26 protein-coding genes and 1 pseudogene are annotated in these 21,940 nt (G+C 36.9%); 5 read left to right on the top strand and 22 right to left on the bottom strand.

Going from position 1 to position 21,940, the window contains the following annotated elements; translation table 11 throughout:
- Nucleotides 1-89: 89 nt before the first annotated feature.
- The 7 genes from aguB to B7720_RS08020 form a co-directional block, all read right to left on the bottom strand.
- On the bottom strand, nt 90-965 hold the full coding sequence (gene aguB, locus B7720_RS08050; protein ID WP_049489653.1) for an N-carbamoylputrescine amidase: 876 nt from the start codon (nt 963-965) through the stop codon (nt 90-92).
- Between the two features lie 9 nt (nt 966-974).
- Nucleotides 975-2,060 carry an agmatine deiminase gene (aguA, locus tag B7720_RS08045; RefSeq protein ID WP_084857441.1) on the bottom strand — a complete coding sequence of 362 codons (1,086 nt, stop codon included), beginning with the start codon at nt 2,058-2,060 and terminating at the stop codon, nt 975-977.
- Nucleotides 2,057-3,184 carry a carboxynorspermidine decarboxylase gene (gene nspC, locus B7720_RS08040; RefSeq protein WP_084857439.1) on the bottom strand — a complete coding sequence of 376 codons (1,128 nt, stop codon included), beginning with the start codon at nt 3,182-3,184 and terminating at the stop codon, nt 2,057-2,059. Before nspC ends, aguA begins: the two co-directional genes overlap by 4 nt.
- Entirely contained in the window at nt 3,184-4,443 is a 1,260-nt protein-coding gene (locus tag B7720_RS08035; RefSeq protein WP_084857437.1) for a saccharopine dehydrogenase family protein, read from the bottom strand. The genes nspC and B7720_RS08035 overlap by 1 nt, the downstream gene beginning before the upstream one ends.
- Nucleotides 4,440-5,300 (bottom strand): polyamine aminopropyltransferase, encoded by an 861-nt coding sequence (gene speE, locus B7720_RS08030; RefSeq protein ID WP_084857435.1) that lies wholly within the window; start codon nt 5,298-5,300, stop codon nt 4,440-4,442. The genes B7720_RS08035 and speE overlap by 4 nt, the downstream gene beginning before the upstream one ends.
- Nucleotides 5,301-6,755 carry an aminotransferase class I/II-fold pyridoxal phosphate-dependent enzyme gene (locus tag B7720_RS08025; RefSeq protein WP_084857433.1) on the bottom strand — a complete coding sequence of 485 codons (1,455 nt, stop codon included), beginning with the start codon at nt 6,753-6,755 and terminating at the stop codon, nt 5,301-5,303.
- Between the two features lie 593 nt (nt 6,756-7,348).
- Nucleotides 7,349-8,365, bottom strand: coding sequence for a hypothetical protein (locus B7720_RS08020; RefSeq protein WP_084857432.1), 1,017 nt, complete (start codon nt 8,363-8,365; stop codon nt 7,349-7,351).
- Between the two features lie 250 nt (nt 8,366-8,615).
- Here B7720_RS08020 and B7720_RS08015 point away from each other — a divergent pair, with 250 nt between their 5' ends.
- Nucleotides 8,616-9,635 carry a hypothetical protein gene (locus B7720_RS08015; protein ID WP_084857429.1) on the top strand — a complete coding sequence of 340 codons (1,020 nt, stop codon included), beginning with the start codon at nt 8,616-8,618 and terminating at the stop codon, nt 9,633-9,635.
- Nucleotides 9,636-9,665: 30 nt separating this feature from the next.
- On the opposite strand, the gene B7720_RS08010 is transcribed toward B7720_RS08015, so the two are convergent.
- The 14 genes and pseudogenes from B7720_RS08010 to B7720_RS07950 form a co-directional block, all read right to left on the bottom strand.
- Complete coding sequence (locus B7720_RS08010; RefSeq protein WP_084857427.1) at nt 9,666-10,472, bottom strand: hypothetical protein; 807 nt, start codon at nt 10,470-10,472, stop codon at nt 9,666-9,668.
- Between the two features lie 33 nt (nt 10,473-10,505).
- Nucleotides 10,506-10,817, bottom strand: coding sequence for a hypothetical protein (locus B7720_RS08005; protein ID WP_084857426.1), 312 nt, complete (start codon nt 10,815-10,817; stop codon nt 10,506-10,508).
- The gene (locus B7720_RS08000; protein WP_084857424.1) at nt 10,774-11,004 is read right to left on the bottom strand and encodes a hypothetical protein; all 231 of its coding nucleotides are present in this window, start codon (nt 11,002-11,004) and stop codon (nt 10,774-10,776) included. Before B7720_RS08000 ends, B7720_RS08005 begins: the two co-directional genes overlap by 44 nt.
- 14 nt (nt 11,005-11,018) lie before the next feature.
- Complete coding sequence (locus B7720_RS07995) at nt 11,019-11,897, bottom strand: DUF4300 family protein (protein WP_084857422.1); 879 nt, start codon at nt 11,895-11,897, stop codon at nt 11,019-11,021.
- A 54-nt stretch (nt 11,898-11,951) separates the two neighbouring features.
- Nucleotides 11,952-12,833: a diacylglycerol/lipid kinase family protein gene (locus tag B7720_RS07990; RefSeq protein ID WP_084857420.1), complete on the bottom strand. Its 882-nt coding sequence runs from the start codon at nt 12,831-12,833 to the stop codon at nt 11,952-11,954.
- A gap of 248 nt (nt 12,834-13,081) precedes the next feature.
- Nucleotides 13,082-13,654: a hypothetical protein gene (locus tag B7720_RS07985; protein ID WP_084857418.1), complete on the bottom strand. Its 573-nt coding sequence runs from the start codon at nt 13,652-13,654 to the stop codon at nt 13,082-13,084.
- 329 nt (nt 13,655-13,983) lie between these two features.
- Nucleotides 13,984-14,694: a restriction endonuclease gene (locus tag B7720_RS07980; RefSeq protein WP_084857417.1), complete on the bottom strand. Its 711-nt coding sequence runs from the start codon at nt 14,692-14,694 to the stop codon at nt 13,984-13,986.
- A gap of 4 nt (nt 14,695-14,698) precedes the next feature.
- A complete protein-coding gene (locus B7720_RS07975) occupies nt 14,699-15,463 on the bottom strand; it encodes a hypothetical protein (RefSeq protein WP_142358712.1) in 765 nt (254 codons plus the stop codon).
- A 529-nt stretch (nt 15,464-15,992) separates the two neighbouring features.
- The gene (locus B7720_RS09945; protein WP_259664504.1) at nt 15,993-16,082 is read right to left on the bottom strand and encodes a hypothetical protein; all 90 of its coding nucleotides are present in this window, start codon (nt 16,080-16,082) and stop codon (nt 15,993-15,995) included.
- A 112-nt stretch (nt 16,083-16,194) separates the two neighbouring features.
- Nucleotides 16,195-16,419, bottom strand: coding sequence for a GNAT family N-acetyltransferase (locus tag B7720_RS09940; RefSeq protein WP_275655578.1), 225 nt, complete (start codon nt 16,417-16,419; stop codon nt 16,195-16,197).
- Nucleotides 16,420-16,543: 124 nt separating this feature from the next.
- Nucleotides 16,544-16,864, bottom strand: a complete 321-nt coding sequence (locus tag B7720_RS07965) for a TfoX/Sxy family protein (protein ID WP_084857413.1) — start codon at nt 16,862-16,864, stop codon at nt 16,544-16,546.
- A 21-nt stretch (nt 16,865-16,885) separates the two neighbouring features.
- A pseudogene (locus B7720_RS09895) lies at nt 16,886-17,047 on the bottom strand (VOC family protein); the annotation flags it as partial.
- Nucleotides 17,048-17,140: 93 nt separating this feature from the next.
- Complete coding sequence (locus tag B7720_RS07955; protein ID WP_084857411.1) at nt 17,141-17,632, bottom strand: nucleotidyltransferase; 492 nt, start codon at nt 17,630-17,632, stop codon at nt 17,141-17,143.
- Between the two features lie 88 nt (nt 17,633-17,720).
- Nucleotides 17,721-18,473 carry a CPBP family intramembrane glutamic endopeptidase gene (locus B7720_RS07950; protein WP_084857409.1) on the bottom strand — a complete coding sequence of 251 codons (753 nt, stop codon included), beginning with the start codon at nt 18,471-18,473 and terminating at the stop codon, nt 17,721-17,723.
- 548 nt (nt 18,474-19,021) lie between these two features.
- Between B7720_RS07950 and B7720_RS07940 the strand changes: the two genes are divergently transcribed.
- The 4 genes from B7720_RS07940 to B7720_RS07925 are packed head-to-tail and all read left to right on the top strand — an operon-like array spanning nt 19,022 to nt 20,266.
- Nucleotides 19,022-19,267 carry a hypothetical protein gene (locus tag B7720_RS07940; protein ID WP_001813542.1) on the top strand — a complete coding sequence of 82 codons (246 nt, stop codon included), beginning with the start codon at nt 19,022-19,024 and terminating at the stop codon, nt 19,265-19,267.
- Nucleotides 19,264-19,599, top strand: a complete 336-nt coding sequence (locus B7720_RS07935; protein ID WP_000806926.1) for a DinB/UmuC family translesion DNA polymerase — start codon at nt 19,264-19,266, stop codon at nt 19,597-19,599. Before B7720_RS07940 ends, B7720_RS07935 begins: the two co-directional genes overlap by 4 nt.
- Nucleotides 19,600-19,611: 12 nt before the next feature.
- Nucleotides 19,612-19,980 carry a hypothetical protein gene (locus B7720_RS07930; RefSeq protein WP_000567222.1) on the top strand — a complete coding sequence of 123 codons (369 nt, stop codon included), beginning with the start codon at nt 19,612-19,614 and terminating at the stop codon, nt 19,978-19,980.
- On the top strand, nt 19,967-20,266 hold the full coding sequence (locus B7720_RS07925; RefSeq protein WP_001072467.1) for a DUF5960 family protein: 300 nt from the start codon (nt 19,967-19,969) through the stop codon (nt 20,264-20,266). The genes B7720_RS07930 and B7720_RS07925 overlap by 14 nt, the downstream gene beginning before the upstream one ends.
- 117 nt (nt 20,267-20,383) lie before the next feature.
- Here B7720_RS07925 and msr(D) read toward each other — a convergent pair whose 3' ends face one another.
- Nucleotides 20,384-21,847, bottom strand: a complete 1,464-nt coding sequence (gene msr(D), locus B7720_RS07920) for an ABC-F type ribosomal protection protein Msr(D) (protein WP_000420313.1) — start codon at nt 21,845-21,847, stop codon at nt 20,384-20,386.
- Between the last annotated feature and the right edge of the window lie 93 nt (nt 21,848-21,940).

Genomic DNA, 21,940 nt, shown 5'->3' with positions numbered 1-21,940 from the left:
ATCGTACACCCATCTTACATTTAAAAAGCCTATCTTACATTTTTGTAAGACAGGCGTGAATATCAAAAGTTTATTATGAAAGTTACCTTCTAGTCCGTAATTCGTTGGTACATTTCGGGTCTTCTATCACGAAACAGTCCCCAGTTGAGGCGTTCACTTGCTCCCTTATCAAGGTCATAAGTTGCTAACAGAACAGCTTCCCCTTGTCTTTCGGCTCGCTCTAGAATAGCTCCTGTTTCATCCGTCATAAAGGAGGAACCGTAGAAGTCAAGACTGGAACTTTGTCCACCATTTTCCTCGCTAGGAGTGACTTCCTCCAAACCATAACGATTGGCTGCAATGACTGGAACAATATTCGCTGCTGCGTGTCCTTGCATAGTACGTTGCCAGTGACCACAACTGTCTGTATCCAAAATTGGCTCTGAACCAATAGCTGTTGGGTAAAAGAGTAATTCTGCACCATTCAACGCAAGACAACGGGCTGTTTCAGGAAACCATTGATCCCAACAGATACCGATCCCAATCTTGGCGTAGCGAGTATCCCAGACCTTGAAGCCAGTGTTACCAGGCGTAAAATAAAACTTTTCTTGATAATAATGATCATCTGGTATGTGGGTCTTCCGATAAACACCCAGCACTTCACCATCTGCATCAATGACGGCGATTGAGTTATACAAGACATTGCCATCTTTTTCATAGAAACTGATCGGTAGAACAACCTGTAGTTCCTTAGCAAGCACTTTAAAATGCTGAATGGCTGTATTTTCTGTCACTGACTGGGCATACTGGTAGTAGTCATACTGGCGTTCCTGACAGAAATAGGGACGTTCAAACAGCTCTGGCAAGAGGATGATTTGTGCGCCTTGTTCCGTAGCTTGACGTACTAGACGTTCCGCTGTTTGGATATTTGTTGCCACATCCTTGGCACATTGCATCTGGATCGCTGCAACTCTAACATTTCTCATCTTTTTCTCCTAATCTGGGATTTGTTGGGTGATACAGTGGATATTGCCACCACCTAATAAAATATCTCTGGCTGGTATTCCTACCACTTCACGGTCTGGAAAACACTTGCTGAGGATATCTAGGGCCACTTGGTCGTTTTTATCTTGAAATTGAGGAACAAGGACAGCCTTGTTGGCAATATAGAAATTGACATAGGAAGCTGCAAGACGTTCACCTGCATAACGCTCTTCTTCCCCTTCTTCATATATGTAGCCTGGCAAATCCTCTTCGGTTACAACTTGATGAAGCGCTGGGATTGGCAATTTATGAATGGTGAAGGGACGCCCTTTTGCATCCGTTTCCTTCTCTAAAAGCTCTAAATCAGCTACTGACATGGCATATTGGGGATCATTTTGATCATTTGTCCAAGCCAAGACAAGCTCTGCAGGACCAACAAAGGCAGCAACATTGTCAACGTGTTCATTGGTTTCGTCCTGATAAATTCCGTAAGGAAGCCAGATAACTTTTTCAGCGCCAAGGCACTCTAATAAGGTGTTTTCGATTTCCTCTTTACTGAGATGAGGATTGCGACCAGGACTGAGTAAGCAGCTTTCAGTCACAAGAATGGTTCCTTGACCGTCACTGTGAATAGCTCCACCTTCCAGTACAAATGGTTTAGCATCGTAAACAGGTATATCTAAGACTTCTGCAAAGCGACTGGCTACTTGGTTATCTGCTTCATAGTCTTGGTAAAGACCGTCAACAGCACCACCCCAGGCATTGAAAGACCAATCTACCGCCAACTTTTCCCTTTGATCGTTGAGGAGAATAGTTGGACCAGTATCACGTGCCCAGGCATCATTTGTCTGAATATCTAGATAAACAACATTGTCTCCAAGATAGGATCGTGCTTCAGATAGATAGTCCTCCTCAACCAAAAGGTAGACTGTTTCCCCTTGGGCAATGGTTTTGATAATCTGGCTAAATGCTTTTTTTGCAGCCTTTCCTTGAAAAGGCCAAGACCCTGGTCGAGTCGGCCATATCATGAGAGTTCCATGATGGGGTTCATACTCGGCTGGCATACGATAGCCTAATTTTTTGGGACTGTCCATCATGATAATCTCTCCTTAAAGTCTTGATAGCCAAATGCTTTGACTAGACTGCACTCACCCTCTTTATCCATGAGATACAAACTTGGAAGCCCAATGCCGTTAAAGGTATTATTTTTGACAAATGAGTAAATAGCCATGTCTTCAAAATAGAGGCGATCGCCAATTTCAATCGGTTTTTCAAAGCTGTAATCCCCAATGATATCCCCTGTCAGGCAAGTATTTGAAGAGAGTCTATAAGTATAAGGTTTTTCTTGCGCTTCAAATCCATCTCTCAATGGGGGACGATAAGGCATCTCAAGAACATCTGGCATATGGCAGCTTGCTGAAGCATCTAACACCAAGGTCTCAATTCCATTTTCAACAATGTCCAAGACTTCTGTCGCTAGATAGCCCGCGTTAAGGGCAATGGCTTCACCTGGTTCGACATAGACATCAAGGTTATAAGTTTCTCGAATACGTTTAATCTCAGTAATCAGTAAGTCCACATCGTAATCTTCTCTTGTGATGTGGTGTCCACCGCCCATATTGAGCCATTTAACTTGGTGCAAATAGGCACCAAACTGGTCTTCAACTGCTTTCAAAGTCGTTTGTAAATCATCTGCCCCTTGCTCACAGAGGGTATGAAAATGAAGTCCGTCAACCAAATCCAATAGATCACTTGGTATCTTATCCAAAGTTACTCCAAAACGAGAGCCGGGAGCACAGGGGTCATAAAGCGCGTGGTCACCCTGCGTTGAACATTGAGGATTGATGCGAAGACCCACACTGATACCAGCCTCACGACAACGTTGACCATACTTTCGAAGTTGTCTCTCTGAGTTAAAATCAATATGATCAGATATTTGCAGTAGCTCTTCCATATCTGATTCCTTGAAAGCAGGCGCAAATACATGGACTTCCCCCGGAAACTCTTCTCTAGCTAACTTCGCTTCATAGAGTCCACTAGCTGTCGTACCTGATAGATACTGGCTAATCAAAGGATAGGTTTTATAGAGAGAATAAGCCTTTTGAGCTAGCAAAACCTTACAACCTGCCTTTTCCTGAACCTCTTGCAGAATGCTACAATTTTCTTCTAGTTTTGCTAAATCTATGACATAAGCTGGCGTTGGTACTTGTTCTAACTTCATTAGTCCACCATTTCTGGATTTTCAACCACAACCCATGGCAAACCGTATTTATTTAAAGCTTCCATGAATGGGTCTGGATCCAACTCTTCAAGGTTATAAACTCCTGGTTGTTTCCATGTACCATCCATCACTAATTTTGTCCCAATCATGGCAGGAACACCTGTTGTGTAAGAAATGGCTTGTGAACCAACCTCTGCATAGCACTCCTGATGGTCGCAAACATTGTAGATGTAGATGGTCTTTTCAACGCCATCTTTGATACCTGTAAAGATACATCCGATATTTGTTTTACCAACAGTACGTGGGCCAAGGCTGGCAGGATCTGGAAGCAAGGCTTTCAAGAATTGGATTGGTACGATTTCTTGTCCGTTAAAATTAATAGCATCTGTACGAAGGAGACCAACGTTTTCCAAGCATTTCATGTGAGTTAAATAAGATTGACCAAAAGTCATAAAGAAGCGAATTCGTTTAACACCTGGAATGTTCTTTGCTAATGATTCGATTTCTTCATGGTGGAGGAGATACATGTCTTTTTGACCAACTTGAGGGAAATTATACTCACGTTTGATAGACATGGCTTCGACTTCTACCCATTTTCCATCTTCCCAGTAAGAACCTGGTGCAGAAACCTCACGTAGATTGATTTCTGGGTTAAAGTTTGTCGCAAATGGATAACCGTGGTCACCACCATTACAGTCTAAAATATCGATATAGTGGATTTCGTCAAAGTAATGTTTGAGTGCATAAGCTGAAAAGACACTGGTTACACCTGGGTCAAAACCAGAACCCAGAAGAGCGGTCAAGCCTGCTTCCTTGAATTTTTCTTGATAAGCCCACTGCCATGAGTAGTCAAAGTAAGCTGTAAAACCAAGTTCTTTGCAACGTTTCTCATAAATAGCACGCCATTCAGGGTCTTCTGTATCCTCGGCCTCATAGTTGGCAGTATCGATATAGTGGACACCTGTTGCCAAACAAGCATCCATAATAGTCAAGTCTTGATAAGGCAAAGCTACGTTCAAAACAGCTTCTGGTTTGTAGCTTTCGATCAAGGCAATCACTTCTTCTACCTTGTCAGCATCAAGAGCAGCTGTCTCAATCTTAGTATTTGTTTTGCCTTCTAATTTAGCCTTCAAATCATCGCATTTTGACTTGGTACGGCTAGCAATCATAATTTCTTTAAAAGTTTCGCTATCTTGGCAAATCTTTGAAATAGCAACTTGGGCAACTCCCCCACATCCAATAACTAATAAACGACTCATTTTTTTCCTTCCTCTTCTTCTAAAATGTCTTCTACATACTTAGGCAACATAAAGGCCCCCACATGTAAGTTTGCAGTGTAATATTCCGTAAATAACTGGCGTTTTTTCCAGCCTTCCTTGTCAAAATCTTTGACAGGGTGATATTTTTTCGATGCAAATCCAAACAACCAATAGCCCGCAGGACTAGTTGGGATATGTGCCTGATAAACTCGGCTGATTGGAAAGGCTTGATTGACCTTGCGGTGCATACTTCGGCAAGCTGACTCATCTTCGTCAAAGAAAGGACTACCATGCTGGTAGATCATGATACCGTCTTCTTTCAAAGCTCTATAGCTATTGCCGTAAAATTCCTTGGTAAAGAGCCCTTCCGTATGGCCAAATGGATCTGTCGCATCGTTGATGATGATGTCATAATCATCTTCACAGTTTCTCAAAAATCTCAGTCCATTTTGGTAGTAAATGGTGACACGAGGGTCATCAAGTCCTGCAGCAAAATCAGGGAAGTATTCTCGACAAACCTCAACCAGCATCTCATCTGGTTCTACAATATCGATTTGTTCCAATTCAGGATATAGTGTCAAAACCTGGGCAACACCACCGTCACCACCCCCAATAACCAAGACTTTCTTTGGATTTGGATGGACAGCCATAGGAACGTGAACCGTCATTTCGTTGTAGACAAAGTCATCTGCATCTGAGAATAAGACATGCCCATTTAAAATTAATACTTTCCCAAAAGCTGGGGTGTCCAAAACCTCTATATCCTGCCATTCACTTTGACCAGAATAAAGCTGTTTGGCTGTTCTCATTGTTAACTTGACATCTGGAGTATGAACTTCAGAAAACCATAAATCCATCTAGTTCTCCTTTCTTTCAATGACATTGATGTGATTGACCTCTGGATCTTCCGTTCCTTGGAGGGAACAACCACGTTCTTTGGCGAATTGAATATAATCGACAATTTCTCGTGTAATCCGTTCACCTGGCGCTAGGATTGGAATACCTGGAGGATAGCACATGACAAATTCCCCACAGACCTGGCCAACGGACTCGTCTAATGTTAAGCTTCTTCTCTCTGCATAGAAGGCTTCCTGAGGGGATAGCACCAACTCAGGCTGGATATATTCTCCAGCAATCAAGTCCTTCCCATCTCGTGAGTATAGTCTCTTGATATCAGCCAAAGCACCTACCAAGCGCTCAATATCTTGGATACGGTCACCAATCGAAATGTAGGCTAAGATATTGCCGATATCACCAAACTCAATTTGAATGTCATATTCATCTCGTAAGAGATCATAAACCTCGATACCTGTTAAGCCAATACCCTGAGTGTACACTGACAGCTTGGTTACATCAAAATCACAAACTGAGACACCATCTACTAGTTCTTTTGAGTAGGCATAATAGCCACCGATGGCATTTATTTCACGACGTGCGTACTCAGATAACTCAATAACTTTCTCAAAGGAATCTTTGCCACGAAGAGCTAGATTTCTACGAGAAACATCTAGACTAGCCATTAGCAAGTAGGATGCTGATGTTGACTGTGTCAGGTTAATAATCTGACGTACGTACTCAGGATTCATCCGATCTCCAACTAAAAGAAGGGAACTTTGAGTCAAGCTACCACCGGACTTATGCATAGATACAGCTGACATATCTGCTCCTGCATCCATAGCGGATAGAGGAAGTTTATCTGTAAAGTGTAGATGAGCACCGTGAGCCTCGTCTACTAAGACTTTCATTCCTGCGGCGTGAGCCATCACTGTTAATCCCTTAAGATCTGAACAAATCCCATAATAGGTAGGATTGTTAATTAGGATAGCCTTGGCATCAGGATGGTCCTTAATAGCTTGTGCCACACGCTCATTTTCAAGCCCCAAAGCAATACCAATTTTTGGATCCACACTCATCTCGATATAGATAGGAATAGCTCCGCATAAAACAAGAGCATTAATAGCTGATTTATGGACATTTCGTGGAAGTATGATTTTATCACCTGATTTACAGGTAGAAAGAATCATGGTTTGCACGGATGAAGTTGTCCCACCAATCATCAAAAAGGCATGAGCAGCACCAAAAGCCTCTGCTGCTAGCTCTTCCGCTTCTCTAATAATCGAAATAGGATGTCCTAGATTGTCCAAGGGCTTCATAGAATTGACATCAATACCAACGCATTTTTCCCCTAAAAGTTCCACTAATTCCGGGTTCCCACGACCACGCTTATGACCTGGTACATCGAAAGGTACAATTCTTTTTTTTCGTAACTTGACCAATCCCTCATAAATTGGAGCTTGGTTTTGATTTAACATTATAGAGACATACTCCTTTATCATAGTTTTTTTCACCTTGTGTAAGGCTCTAAAGGATACTTATGAAAAAAGAGCAGGTTGGCACCTGCTCTACAATCTACTGACGTGTTTATGTTTGTTTCTTTTGAGTATGTCTGTTCCTGATGTTTCCTAACTCTCTAGTAGCAAATATTACGTACTTTATTGATCGTTTCACAAGATGACGTGTGCTTTCACCACACTAACAAATGTATACGAATTAGGACAAGTGTCCTAACATCAACTTATAAAAGTAGGCTTTTAACCCTATCAATAATGTGGCTTTTCAACCACGCTTCGGCATTCAACCCTGCCTGTCCGTAGGCATTTTTTACTCGGGTTTATATTTGCTAGAAAACATCATCTCATTTTCTAAGCTTCATTACTATACCATGATTTCACAATCTTGTAAAGTATTTTTAGAACTTTTTTTAAATAATTTAGTGTTTAGTTCGTGTAATTTATTCAACCAATAAATAGAAATCGTTTTACATTTAAATCAAAAAACAAAAAAGGAACTAAATAGATTAATTCCTTTAGATAGGCATAAGCAAATTCAACTATTCAAAATCGTATTATTCTTCACGCGCTACTTTGGCAGCTAGTTCAAAATCAGTCATCAAATAATTTTCATCTAGACGTATAAGACTATAATACTCATTCCAAAATAGAGAGTCACTGTTACTTGACCACTGTAATCCATACCACAATTGAGTGACATCACTTGTATTTGATGAGGGAATTGACCATAGATGCTTTCTAAAAGTTCCTTGAACAAGCGGGATATCAAGTCTAGTAGTCAAGTCGAGTTCATCCAATTTCAAAGTGATAGAATGTTTCTTGGCTTCTTCAATACTGTCCTTATTAAATCGAACCTGAATAACCTTAGAATCTTCTAAAGCCACATCCTGGTCCTCAGCACCGTAAAAAGAAATACTGCCCAGCACTATACCATTTTTTGCTATTAGATAAGGAGCGTAGGGAACAGCATTGCTATCAAGTCTGAAGCCTTTTTCGATAGTGACTGATTTATCTCCTGAATACTTTTGGAAATTGCCATCTGTCAGGAGGTCTTCATAGTCTCTAGCACCATCACCTTGTCTTACATAGATATCAAATCCAGCTTCCATCAGATCTCTTGCTTTGGTTTCTGCTAACGTGATTTTACTTTCATTTATTTGCAAAATTGGTGCTTGAGGTGGCAAACCAATCGTGAGATTAAACATGACTCCAACTAGAAAGACCATCAAGGTTATAAGGAGGGCAAGCAAAGACTTTCCAGTCCTTTTTCTTGCATTGAAAAGAGCCATTATAGCTGGGAGGAGGATCATTTTTGCTAAAATAGAATTCCCCACACCACCTCGATTTAAGGTCTGAAAAGCAAACATCCCCGCGATTGCAATCAGTGTCAGGTAGACCAAAATCTCACCTAGCCCCAGTTTTTCTGTTCGAGTTTGCTGATTTACAGGAGTTTCGTACAATGACTGCCCATTCTCTTTCCTCTTTTTTAGAAAGAGATAAAAACCCAGACCGAGTAGCAGATTAAAGATTGCAAAAACCATTAAAGTACCTATGATCACCGTTCTACCCATGGCTCTCTACTCCTTTATGTTCTCTCTCAAATCTTATCTTTCTCTTTATTGTCCAATTCCCAATCAATAAAACCATTAAGAAGAAGGGGCCGCCTTCTATCAGTACAATCGGTAAAGCTTAAATGGCAATGATTCTCATCTTTTTATCTTTAAGGAAACTGCTGATATTTCTAGCTCTATTTCCCTAGAAAGTGCTATAATGGAGCTAACAAAATTGTTCTCTAGCAATTGAAAAACGGGGGAAGTAGTCATGCTCACCACTATTGTTTTAGGATTTTATACTCTTTTCTTTCTATCCTTGTGCTTTACTATCTATCTCTATATTAGACTTGTAGTTGCGGTTAAAAAAGGCAAAGACATTCCCAAATGGATTTATAAACTTGGCCATGCTGTTCAAGGAAGAATTCACGTTGACTATGAAGAAATCACTGATGCTAATGCCCTTAAAGAGATTCATTGGTTCTTGCTAATCTATTTATTCGTAAATCTACTCGTATTGGCTGTCTTCTACTATCATGGTAATAGCTTTCCTCAAGCCATTTATGAATGTTTGAAAAAACAATTTTTTATCGTAATTGTTAGTATGGTTTTAAAAAGTATTGGCAAATTTGTTGTACTGGCTATAAGAAAAAACTTTCATAACAGTCATGTCTATGCATCAACCAACGCTTTTATCGGGACAGCTTTTTTAACGAGTTATGTATTTATGTTTTGCATCATGATGAGTGGTCTTCCGGCTCAACCTGTTCCAGTAACCATTCAAGATACTACTGTCATTATCGGTGAGAGCAAGGCTTCCGAGCTTTTGGACCAAGGCTTTAAATTCGAAGATAAGAGTCCAGAGAGTTCCATCACAAATCCCAAAAACGACCACTTCTACTACGGTCAGCTTCTCGAAGTCAAGCGGGATAACCAGTCCTTTGGCTTTATGAGCCTTACTCCCATAGGTAAAGATACTGATCAGCTCAAAAACTGCATCATTACCTATTACAGAACACCTAAGGATAACAATAAACTAGAAGAAATTTCCATCAATCATGTCAAGCTAGCAAATCTCAAGCTCCAAGACTTTCAAACACGAAAATTAATCGATATCTTTGAAGTCAATCCAGCTGATTATAACGTCTCTGATAAGGATAACAACTTTATCCTAACCATTCAAACAGCAGATTACGACCTCTGGAAAAGATACCGTATTGAATCCAAGTTCAATTCAGATGGTTCGATTGATAGTTATGGTGTCAGAGCCCAACACAGTCAATGGGAATGATTAACCATTAACCCCTTTATCACATAAGCATTAAACTGGAAAAATATCGTCGACAAGTTTATAGGTTTCGATGAATCTAAGGCCAGAGGAACCTTTATCTCTAGTGATTTCTTCATAAATATCTTCTAAATTTTGGGCAGGTGATAGCATCCAAAGACTAAAAGGTCTAAGTTTCACCTGTCCAATTTTTTCAATATTATCTAATAATTGGCCTAAATCTTTGTGATTGAACCAGCAATCTGTAACGAGAGCAAACTTTGTATTGTCCATCTTACAGGAGATTTGACTGGTCAAAAAATCATCGATGGTGGGCTTTTTTGTTTGTAAGAGGCGCGTGCAAGCCAGATGGTACTCAAGCTTTCTAGGACTCTGCTCAACCATAGATACAAAGACAAGACCATACTCATCTTCGAACTTTACAGCAAGGATATCTCCTTCTTCAAAGTAAGGTTTGCGTTTAGCTTTTGCTTTAGGAACCTTTAGAGGTCTAGGATTTTCAGTTTGCAACTGGATAGCAAGTTTATCCAAGACCTTTTGCCTTTGTTTCAAAGCCTTTGAGTCTATTTCCAACCAAAATGGATCAGCCCCTTTTTTGATAAGCACCAAGGTTTTATCTCTGATATCGTCTGTCAGGTAACCAATCTTCCACAGTGAGTAGGCAAGAGCAGTCCAATAAATTTCTGTAAAAAAGTCTGTTTGACAGTAATCTTTCTCCTCATCGAGGATATCCTTTATAATGTTCGTCACCTGTTCACCGTCTCTATAGCGACCGACTACTTCATTGTAAATGTCATAACCTAGATCACTGTCAATGATTTTAACGCCATCAATAGCCATACTCAACTCCTATATCTTATTAAATCTCAAAGCTTATTTAATCTTATGCTTATTCATTTTTTCTTTGAAAATATCTGTAAGAATTTGTCGTAAGTCTTGAGCTTCCTTTTCAGGAAGTTGGCCTTCTTGTTCAGCAACGGCGTATAATTCTGGATACTCAAGTGTAATTCTCTTGACAGTACGTGTAATGGCATGTCTTCTAACAAAAAACGGGATACGCTTAATCATCTCTTGAGGAATTAGAGCGATTATCTTATCGGCTGTTTCCTTATCGCTAAGTTTAGAAAAAGTTAATCCCTTTTTAATCATTTCTTGTTCTTTTTCTGTAAAATCTTGTAATTCCATATGTCAACTTCTCACCTTCTGTCACTTCCCAAACTTCAGCTTGGTAAGGTTCTCCATCTTCATCGTATCGATTGATATAACCAACAAACCTTTCATTTCTTCTCGGTTTCTGCTGGTTTCCTTTGATAACCCAAACAGCCCATACTCCGATTAAAACAATTACTATGAATGCTAGTACTACTTCCATTTCAATGCCATCCTTTAAAATTGAACCCACTTATCATTATCCATGATAAATGGCTTAGCTAGACCTTCACCTGTATAGTTTTCGTATTTTGTATCTAGATATTTGTAACAATCTTCCTTGGTCGCAAATTTGATGGCTTGATAAGGCTCTTCAAAGGTCAGCTTTTCGACAAAGAGATAGCCATCCTCGCTTGGTACAAGTATCCCGACATGGCCAATAAAGAGCGATTGACCATCCAAGTCATCATGGACTACTACAGAGAGCATTCTTGCATTTTCATTAAACTTGAATTGAGAAAGGAATTGTTCCATCTTTGCAGCATGAACTTTGACATCTGTCGTTGCTTCGGTCTTGACTCTTGAGAATAAAATATCGAAAGCATCCTTGTCTTCTGCATCAAAGACCTTACCTTTGTCAATGGCATCATTATCGACAAACAAGAGAGAATCATCTTTCTCTAATTTAGGAATTTCGATAGAATTTTTTAATAAACAATAACTGTTAATACGACAGTTGGTACCGACAAAATCACCTTTTTTAGGTGTCCAAAGATTGCTTATCTTTTCAACGTCATAGTTTGTTTTGGTAAATGTTGAAAAATCTCCAGTTAAGCCAACTGAACCGACAGTTGCGTTATAATCATTTACAAGCTTGAAAAATGCATCGACACTATCTTTATCCAAATGTGCAGCCAAGGCTTTCCGAACTTCTTCTGCACTCGGTTGATTGTTCAAATTGCTATAAGTTGCTTTCCAGGAAACTTGCTTCGACTGCGATTGAGTCACTGAAGTTTCAGCAGTACTATCAGAAGTCTTTTGAGTTTGACTGCAAGCTACTATGGTCAAAAGAAGTGTTGAGCAAAGAGCAATAGTCGCTAATCTCTTAAATTTCATAGGCATTCCTTTATTAAAAATATCGTTAAAAAGACTTGTCAAAGTTTAAAAATCTTATTCTTTCGGTTGAGAATAGACCTCGATATGCTGACCTAGGACCTTGATTTCTACTGGTAGGTCATCAGATTTGTCACCATCAACATCCGTTTCTAATTCAGTATCTGAAGAGATTTTGATATGACGAGCTTTCATATACTCGATATTATCATTTACGACGACATCACCTTTTAATAAATCAGGGATAACTGACAATTTAGTAAGGATTGAGGCGTCTTTTAGTATCAAAATATTGGCATATCCATCCTTGTCTTCATCAAAGATTTTTTTGTCAGCAAAATAATTGGTAAGAAGAACTAAAACATGGCTGGCTAGGCCAATATAATTTCCATTTTCTGTCTCAACTCTAATATTAAATGCTTGATCTGTAACGACAGACTTCATGGTATTAATCGCATAGGCAAGCATACCAAATTTTGTTTTATCTTCTATCCCAACGTTATGGATGGCTTCTGGTAGTGAACCAATACTAAAGATATAACCAAAATAATTTCCATTTGATTTTCCGATATCAATCTTATTGGTAGAATTAAAATCGAGTTCGTCAATGGCACCATCAATATCTTGATTAATTTCTAACAGTTTCGTAATAAGATTCCCAGTTCCTCCTGGAATAATCGCAAGTTTAGGAATGTAGTCTTTTTCAGCGATACCAGAAATTACTTCATTGACAGTCCCATCTCCACCAAAAACAAGAACAGCATCATATCGCTCACGAGAAGCTTCTTCTGCAAAGTTTGTGGCATCTTGCGCTTTCTCCGTAATTTTAATTTCCACATCTTCAAAATAGTCTCTAGCTTTATTCTCCAGTTTGACTTTATAATCCAAGGCTTTTTCGCCACCAGAGGTTGGATTGATGATTACCATAATTTTTTTCATTTATAATTCTCCTTAAAGATTTTAAAAACAATTTAGATCATTTAAAAAACCTTCTTCGTCTCTCATTCACTTCTTTGATGCTGTATTAGATTGATAGCTTTATATTGAGCTAAAAACCAAACATATAAAACTATCTAAACTCATTGTACTTGATTCTAGTTTATTTAGCAAGTTTACAAGATGAGCATTAAAAAACCAACCGATATTTCCTTTCGATTGGTTTGTTTATTTGTGAAGAGTTAATAAGTTTAACTATACAAAAACTCTTCCATCTCTTCTTTAACATATTCTTCTACATCTTTAACCTCTACAAACAGCGGGTCTAAGTGGCATAAGAAGCGCCAATCTTCGTTGCCTATTTTTCTATAAACAATAGCTTCGCCGTCTTCACTTCCGAAAAAACTTCTGTCAACTTCATATCCACTGCGTTCTAAGAAAGCTTTTGCCTTGCGGAAGTTTGATTCTCTGGCTTCGACATAAGCTTTCACTTCATCGTTATTCACGACATAAGCATCGATTTTTGTAGCTCCTTCAATCACTCTATCATTTTTAAGGGACAGATTTGAAATCTCTTTCCAAATAATATCCACATTTTCCTTAGGATCGAACGAAAATCTAGATAAAGGCACAATATTTCCGTTGAAGACAATCTCCATATAATCCGGAAGATTTTTTGGATTAAAATACTCCACTTCAAAACTATCTTCTTTTTCTAAAGTATATCCAGGGATTTGAGCTACAAATTCTCGTCCTTCTTCTAAAGTCTCAAATAAGACTAAATCCTTTGAATAATTGTTTTGGTACAATTCCAATATAAGCATTGATCACTCTCCTGACCTTTTTTGTACTAAACATTTTTATGTTACCGTCAATAAGCCAATCTCTCAACATTAGATTTTAAGGCTATTTCTAAATTTATCGTTGCTCTTGTAAAAATACTGATTTTACTTATGTTACATCTAATCTGTACACTCAGTCTTTGCAAATCTCAATTAGGCTATTTTATAAAACTATTCTCTCACTTAAACATTTTCTAAAAGTAAGATTCTATTTACATTCTCTTGTCCATTCATATTTCGCGTTTTATTTTGAAGAATATCAATATTCTTTATTAATTATATACATTTCAAAAATTTTAACTGAGTTTCCTCTAATCCTCTCGTATATATAAATCTATATCCCATTGACTTAATTCAGCCATTTCTAGAGTAAAATCTATCAAATACACTGGAATTTCATCATACTCATTAATGTTTTTTATTTCTTTTAAATGTTCCTGTGAAACTCCAACAACAATAATATTACATTCCTGCTCGAAATTTTTATACTTATAATCTTCAGCCAATTTTTTACTTGAAAACAGTAAGATCTTATTTGATAATACGCTGTTTTTTTCTATAGGTGTTTTACCATCTGTATTCATTAACATCCAAAAAGGATCTCCTATTGTATTGAAATCAGGTTTTAAGTACCTAGTATATTCAGACATAGCAAAAGTATCAAATTCATCATATTTTATCAATTTAATTCCATTATACTCTGATACCTTACAAGCACCGTTTTGAAATTCACTTTCTGCAGAAATAAATACACCATTAATACCACCAATATGCTTCAGTTTGTAATCGAAATTTCTTAATTCACTAACATTGATTGAGTTTTTCCAATTTTTACATTCTATACCAACTTGATAAAATATACCAAAGTGCTCAAATGAATAAAGAACGTCTATTTCATGAGTCGCACCATCATCACCCACCATCTTAACTTTCGTTTGGATTTCTGCATTTATTCTCTCTTTCTTAGAAAGTAATAAACAAATATTTTCAACTACTTTTTCAAAATCATCACCTTTTCTCATCTATTCACCTCACATATACTTTTCTAATAAGATTATAATCTACAATATACATTTTTACATTATAGTCTATTGTGGAAGAATTTTGTTTACTTGGTCGAACAAGACCGAATTTATCTGGCAAAATCCCCTTCTCTGCAAGAGAAATCAAAAATACTAAATGACGTTGTGAAATACCAAATACATTGTACCCATTTTGTTGTTTACAGTATGCCTCGGCAAGTTTTTTTGATGTAAAAAGTGGCAAAGCATTCTCTTTAATCAAATAATTCCCTGTATTATTTTTTGTTCGTTCATCAATTTGCATCAAAGTCCAAAAAGGATCACCAATATCATTTTCATCAGGTAAAACTTCTCTGATAGATTGCAAAACATTTATTCTCGTTTCTTCCATAGTATCAAAATAAATAGTTTGAATATGTTTATTATTAGCAATATTCAATGCTTCTTCATCTATTTTATCGTTGTAATATAAAACTCCTTTAGGAAAATAACCTAAATCTTTTAAGAGGTTATCGAACTGCCATACATCTTCAGCTTTTACAATTTTGTTATCTATTATTTTTATAACCGTTCTTTCTAAATTATTCATCTGAACAAATTCAATGTATATATCTATTTTGTGTTCAATATTTTTCCCTTTAACTCTAATATTTTTAAAAAGTTTAGGATTGATTAAATTTTCTCTATTTATCCTATACTCGTATAGAGAGAATACTAAATCAATCAGCTCCACTCCATTATTTTTATTGTTTCCGTTATTATCTTTCATTTGATTCTTTTTACAAAAAATATTTTTGAAAAAATTCATTATTATTACTAACCTCCTTGAATATAAACTGGAAATCTTAGAGAATATCTGTTACCACATTGTTTTTTCTCCGACAGTTATCGTATAATCAGTTATTAAACTATTCTTATCAATTCTCTCCTCTTAATCAAGACTGCACCTTCACATGAGATTTTTAGAATATTTGAAAAATTATAGATTTATTCAAAATCCATTGATTTTTCAAATCTTACAACATTTCTATTGTTTCAAGACTATTTTTTTCAATCTTAGTAAGTGAAATTCAACACATCAACGCAACATATTAAACATTCGCAGTCATCAGGAAAATATCCACATCCTTTTTAACGATAGCATAAGGTTACCATTAAAAAGTGATACCTCGACAACCTGGGATTATACTTAGATGGAATCCACTCTTTCTTTGATAGACAGGTTATGTGCTCTGTGCGAAGGACTCCTTCCAATGCACATGGCGCGTTCTTTATTGTATGATGATAACGAAACCACATTATTCCTGAACTCTCATCGACTTCGTATTGCCGTCAAAATAACTGCACCACAATTTCTCCAGATTTAAGTCATCAAATCCATGTCTCATCATCTCACGAACGGCTTCTGGTGTAAGCCCCTGGCCCCAATACGGAACCCCTACCAGTAAGCAATCTCCGCCTCAGTTTCAGGAATCCCTATACCACTTGCAGGGCCAATCTTCAATCCAATACTACCCACTTACTGCATAGTTTCTTTAAAACTACGGCATATGCCTCAGGTGCTGAAAGCACACTTTTTATAATCTCTTTGCTGTTTTCAACACTGGTATATACAGGCCAACCTGCAATCGGACCAACCTCTGGATCACTGGCATATTGAAATAAATCATTAGCATCTCTTACTTCCCATGGGCGAAGAATCAATCTTTCCGTTTCTAAAATCATTTTTTTCCTCTTTAATTCCAACTGTTTGTAAAATTGCTTCAGACGAAGTCTTTTTCATTTGACTCTTTTAACAATAGCATAAGGTTATCGTTAAATGGTATTACCTAGATAAACTGAGATTTTATTATTTCTTTTTCTTTGGTTTTGGTGCACGTAACTCATCATACATTGAATTGAATAAGCCGGTTAAAAATTCTTTGTTGTCAACATCATCTACCAATAGCATTTCCTTTGCACCTTCATACGGCAATTCGTATTCTACATTCGGCATATACGCTATTGCAGTTTTGACAGGCTTCACTAAAAATCTATCATCATAAATCCCACCCATGATTTTCCCTCGATAATAAATTATATATTCACCCATCATTGATCTATATGTTATTTCTTCCAACTCGGATAGTTGTTCTAAAATGAAATCTAAATATTCTTTACTTGAAGCCATTTTTGCTATCTCCCTTAATTACTAAAATTTCAATAGTCCATTTTCATCAAATTGAAAATTGGGTCCCCAAGAAACTTCCCAATAATATCCATCTAAATCCGAAAAATATGCTTGATATCTACCCCAGAAAAGTCCCTGTGGCTCTTTTACAATTTTTCCACCTGCTTTTACTAATTCTATTACTAACCAATATAGTATAAATTAAATAAGCAATAAAATTATAATAAAAATAACATAGCAGCCAGTCTTACAACTTACTACTTTTCATATGATAATTTACAAATGTCTTTCCAGCCACTCGATCTTTTTAAAATCCTTATTGTTATTGTGATCATTTCGATAGGAGTCTTGAGAAGAAGCTTTGTAAATACTTAGATACTGCTCCAGACTTGGAAGACGAAAAGTGATGTCTTCAATGTGAATAAGCTCTATATCCGATTCCGAAACTCCTGCAAAATCAAGTAAGGAATCGATACTTCCAAATTCAACACTCACTCTATCCTTTTGGAATTCGTGTTCATGAAAATCTATCAAGCTATATCCCAACTCTTTCATCACTTGCATGATTTTCTCCCAATCATAAATCCTAAGATGATCTGTAGCTTCCCAGCCCTTGGGATCGCCAGGAACATGAATATCAATGTCAGACGGATCCCATTTTTCTTTCGTTCTAAACTCCAATCCCAAAGAACCCATCAGTGTCGGTGTAATTCCGACTCGATTTAAATGGAAACAAATGGTTTTAAATTTTTCAAATAAGAGACTCATGTTTACTCTAAACCTTTCATATAAATGTTCGTTATTTCTACTTTATTACCTTGAACAAAATCATCTTCATTTTCTAGAGTTTATCCAGTTATTTTGGATATAAATTCTTTTCCTTACTAATTCTATTACTCGCCAATATAGTATAAATCAAATAAGCAATAAAAATGATAATAAAAATAAGATTAATTTTTAACACAAAATAGAGATTTAACAAATTTGCGAACGCATGAAATAAAATACAGTACCCCACAGATTTCGTTTGATGGTAAAGAAGCCCTAAAACAAAACTTAAAAATAATGTATATATAAAAAATAAAATAAAAAGAAATCCTTGATGACTTTCTCCAACTATAAACCATAAAGGCAGATGCCAAATTCCCCAGATTGAACCTACAATCAAATTAGATTGCCAATAAGTATATTTTTTATCAAGTAACGGTTGTAATATTCCTCTCCATCCTAATTCTTCATGTCCACCACCAAAAAAAATTAGTTGTATAAAGAATAATGGCATCAGATAAATGGATACTCCGTTTAATTCTAAGGAAGAGACAGAAAATAGTATCAAAATTGCTAACATATGAATAATGAAATAAATACTACTATTATCTCTCTTGTTAAATAAAAAACGTTTAAATTTTATATTATTCCTTTTCAAATAAAAGCCACTTGCAATAGCTGGACCAAGTGCACCTACTATATGTAATGTTCTTCCTATAATTGTTTCTAATCCAAAAATATGAGATTGAGTAAAGATGGCAAGAATCCCCCAAGCTATATAAGTAATTCCAAATGTACAATAAAGATAATTTTTTAAATTCTTTTTGTCAATTTCTGTCATTTTATCTTCCTTATTTTGATTATTTTATATGTGATATTTGTTACTGCTTCTTAGTTGCTCTCGATTATAACTACCTATATTTTATCACAAAAATGCAAAAAAAGCCTTACAATCAAGGCTTTTCATTATTCCTTTTGTTAAAAGGTATTTACGCTTTTATCAGCAAAGCTACACACTCAGCGGTTCGCTGTTGCCGTATCGTTTCGTCGTAAACTCCTTACTCTACGACATCTATCGCATGGGCGGAACATCTCCTTCTACTACGCTGATGCCTCAGCTCGTACAAGCAGTGATACCGCCTCAACGTGTGCTGAGAGCTTTCTTCTATACTAATAGACGAAAGGGTGTGAAAATGATTTTTAAATGATACTGTGGAACGGAACAGTAGCCCTAGTATTGACTACTGTCGTTTCTATTCATATTGGCTATTCTAGGACTGAGATGAAAAAATCTATAAATGCTCAGAATAAAATTGAACCCGCAAATCTCCCCAAAACAATGGTGAGTCATGTACTTGTATTATTCCGAAAAAATACACCTCTGGTGCAGTGAGACAAATTGGTGTATCTTATAGTGGCTTCGTAGATGAAAGCTATACTCTACTATCACTCTTTGATGATGTAGAACAAATTGAAAAAGATAATAGACTTCAGACAGCTATTGATGTTGTCAGAGAACAGTTTGGTTTTTTAGCCATACAAAAAGGAACCGTCCTAACTGAAGGTTCCAGAAATATTGAACGCAGTAAACTTATCGGTGGTCATTCCGCGGGTGGATTGGAGGGATTAAAATGAAACAAGAAAAAAATACAGTACAATTTTCAGAAATCCGTAGCAAAGGATGTAATGATATTGAAATGCTTGAAAGATTTTTACATGGAATCGTTGAAACAGCAACTTCAAAACTTCGTCAGAGAAAACTCAAAACAACTGAAATATCGATACGACTAGTACATGCTAAATCTGAAAACCGATTACCATTGGAATTTACATTTAGCATTAAGCCAACAAGCTCATCTGTGATAATCTATACTGAGGTAATCAATCGCTTTAAAGAATGTTACACAGGTGGGGGAATTCAAGGTTTTACGATTCAATTTGATAAAAATACCCTTGCCTCTGCATAGAAAGGATTTGATATGATTGACCGTTCATATTTACCATTTCAATCAGCAAGAGAGTACCAGGATACAAAGATGCAAAAATGGATGGGCTTTTTCCTATCTGAACATGCATCAGCACTCTCTGATGATACAAACAAAGTAACGTACATGTCTGACTTATCACTAGAGAAGAAATTATTACTCCTCAGTCAAGTATACGCCGGGCAGCTACGCACACGCATTCAAGTGATTGAAAAAAACAAGCGTGTTTCCTACACTGGAACAATACCAAGTCTGACCAAAGATTTCATTTTGATAAAAACTACAACAGGTCACATCAATTTGAAATTAAAAGACATTATTAGTATTGAACTTGTCGAGGAGGTGCTCTATGAATCAGCTTGAGTTTCAGCGTAATCACCTACAAATGGACTATTATAGCGAGAGCTACCAAGATTTTGAACGTGACTTCTACCGCTACTCTAACATGAATATTCCATTGACCTTCCTAACTGATGATATCCTAAAAACAATGGCGACTTCACGTAAGAATTACTTTGTCCTCAATAAGGAAAAGTCCAGAGATAACCGCGATCACTTCTTCATATTTGAAGTAAGTACCGTAGATGAGAATCCGCTAATCTATCATTATACATATAAGAAAACTACAATATATTTAGCAGAAAAATAGGAGCAGTTCAATTGACTGTTCCTATTTTTAATATTCATAAAATCTAAAGTCTTTATACTCTTTAACAATGGAGTCGCCAACCAGAACAGACTATACTGACCAGCGACTACCTTAAATTTAATGTTTCAGATTTATTTTCTTATCTCTAATTTCATAAACTACATCTGCTACATTTTCGAGTAATCGTTTATCGTGGGTGATAAACACGATAGTTCCGGTGTACTCCTTCATTAGTATTTCCAAAGCCTCTAAACTTGGTATGTCAAGGAAGTTACTGGGTTCATCCATTATTAGGATGTTATATCTACCCATGAGCATTTTAGCAAGCAACAATTTTATAATTTCTCCACCGCTTAAAACAGATAAACTTTTTCCAATATCGTTCTGTTTGAACCCCATAGATGCTAGCACTGAACGAATTTCTGATATATTGTAGTCACAATCCTTCTGCATAAACTCCATAACATTCTGATTACTGTTGTACTTGTAACCATTCTGTGCAAAGTAACCTATTTTTGCCTTAGGCGAAATAGAAATTCCTTCTTCATGGTTTAAGATCATTTGGATTAAAGTTGTTTTTCCGATTCCATTACCACCAGTTAACGCCACTTTTGCTCCTAACGGAATTTGAAAAGATGCATTTTCAAACAGAGCCTTATCCCCAAATACTTTATTAATTTCTGCACCGACTATAGGGTATGGATTATGGAGCTCCAATGCTTTACTTTGCCTGAAACGAATTCTGCGAATGCCTTCCGGAGCTTCTACTTTTCCTAAGGCCGCAATCCTGTGCTCTAGGGTTTTAGCAGCATTATACATCTTTTTTTCCTTACTTCCTATTGATTTTTGATGAGCTAAACGCCCTCCGTCTTCAGTACTTTTTTTCTTTGAAGAACCTTTTGCCTTCTGTTCTATTTTACGAGCCTGTTTTCGCTTTTCCTCCGCAGCCCTTTCCAATCGGGCACGTTCCGCAATAAATTGTTCGTATTCTGCAGCTTGGCTCTTACGTTCTTCCTCTTTCTGACGAAGATAATCAGAATAGTTTCCCCAATACTCAGTGATTTTGCCATCTTTCAGTTCCCATATTTTATCTACTATTTCATCAAGAAAATAGCGGTCATGGCTAATAACTAACAGTGCACCTGTAAAATATTTTAGCTGTCCTATTAGAAAATCAATTCCTTCACGGTCTAAATGGCTCGTAGGTTCATCCGCTAAAATACCATGAACCTGTGCCGATAAGGCCTGTGCTATTTTAAGCCTTGTTTCTTCACCACCGCTCATAGTCTGTATATTTAATTGCTCAACACCTAGCTTGCCTACAAGTGCAAAATCTTTTTCCTCCTGCAGAGTTACTTCGTCCAACTGGGGAATATAGGCAAGTTCACCCAGACGATTCATTTTACATCCTGGGGGAGTTAATTCTCCTAAAAGTACCCTGAGTAAAGTGCTTTTTCCAGCACCATTTGCTCCTACTAAACCAATACGGTCATAATCATATACTTCTAATTCATTTATATCTAAAACATCGCGTCCTTTGAATTCCACACGAATGTCTTTTGCTTTTAATATTAATTCCATAACATTTCCTCCTGTCTATAATCGCATGCTTTCATTTGCTTGTATGCAGGGAAAACCCTGCGATTTTAGCAGGAAGAGTTACATGAAAATAAG

This window comes from Streptococcus oralis subsp. oralis (genome assembly GCF_002096455.1).
Taxonomy (GTDB): domain Bacteria; phylum Bacillota; class Bacilli; order Lactobacillales; family Streptococcaceae; genus Streptococcus; species Streptococcus oralis_CY.
This window is presented reverse-complemented; position numbering and strand designations above follow the sequence as displayed.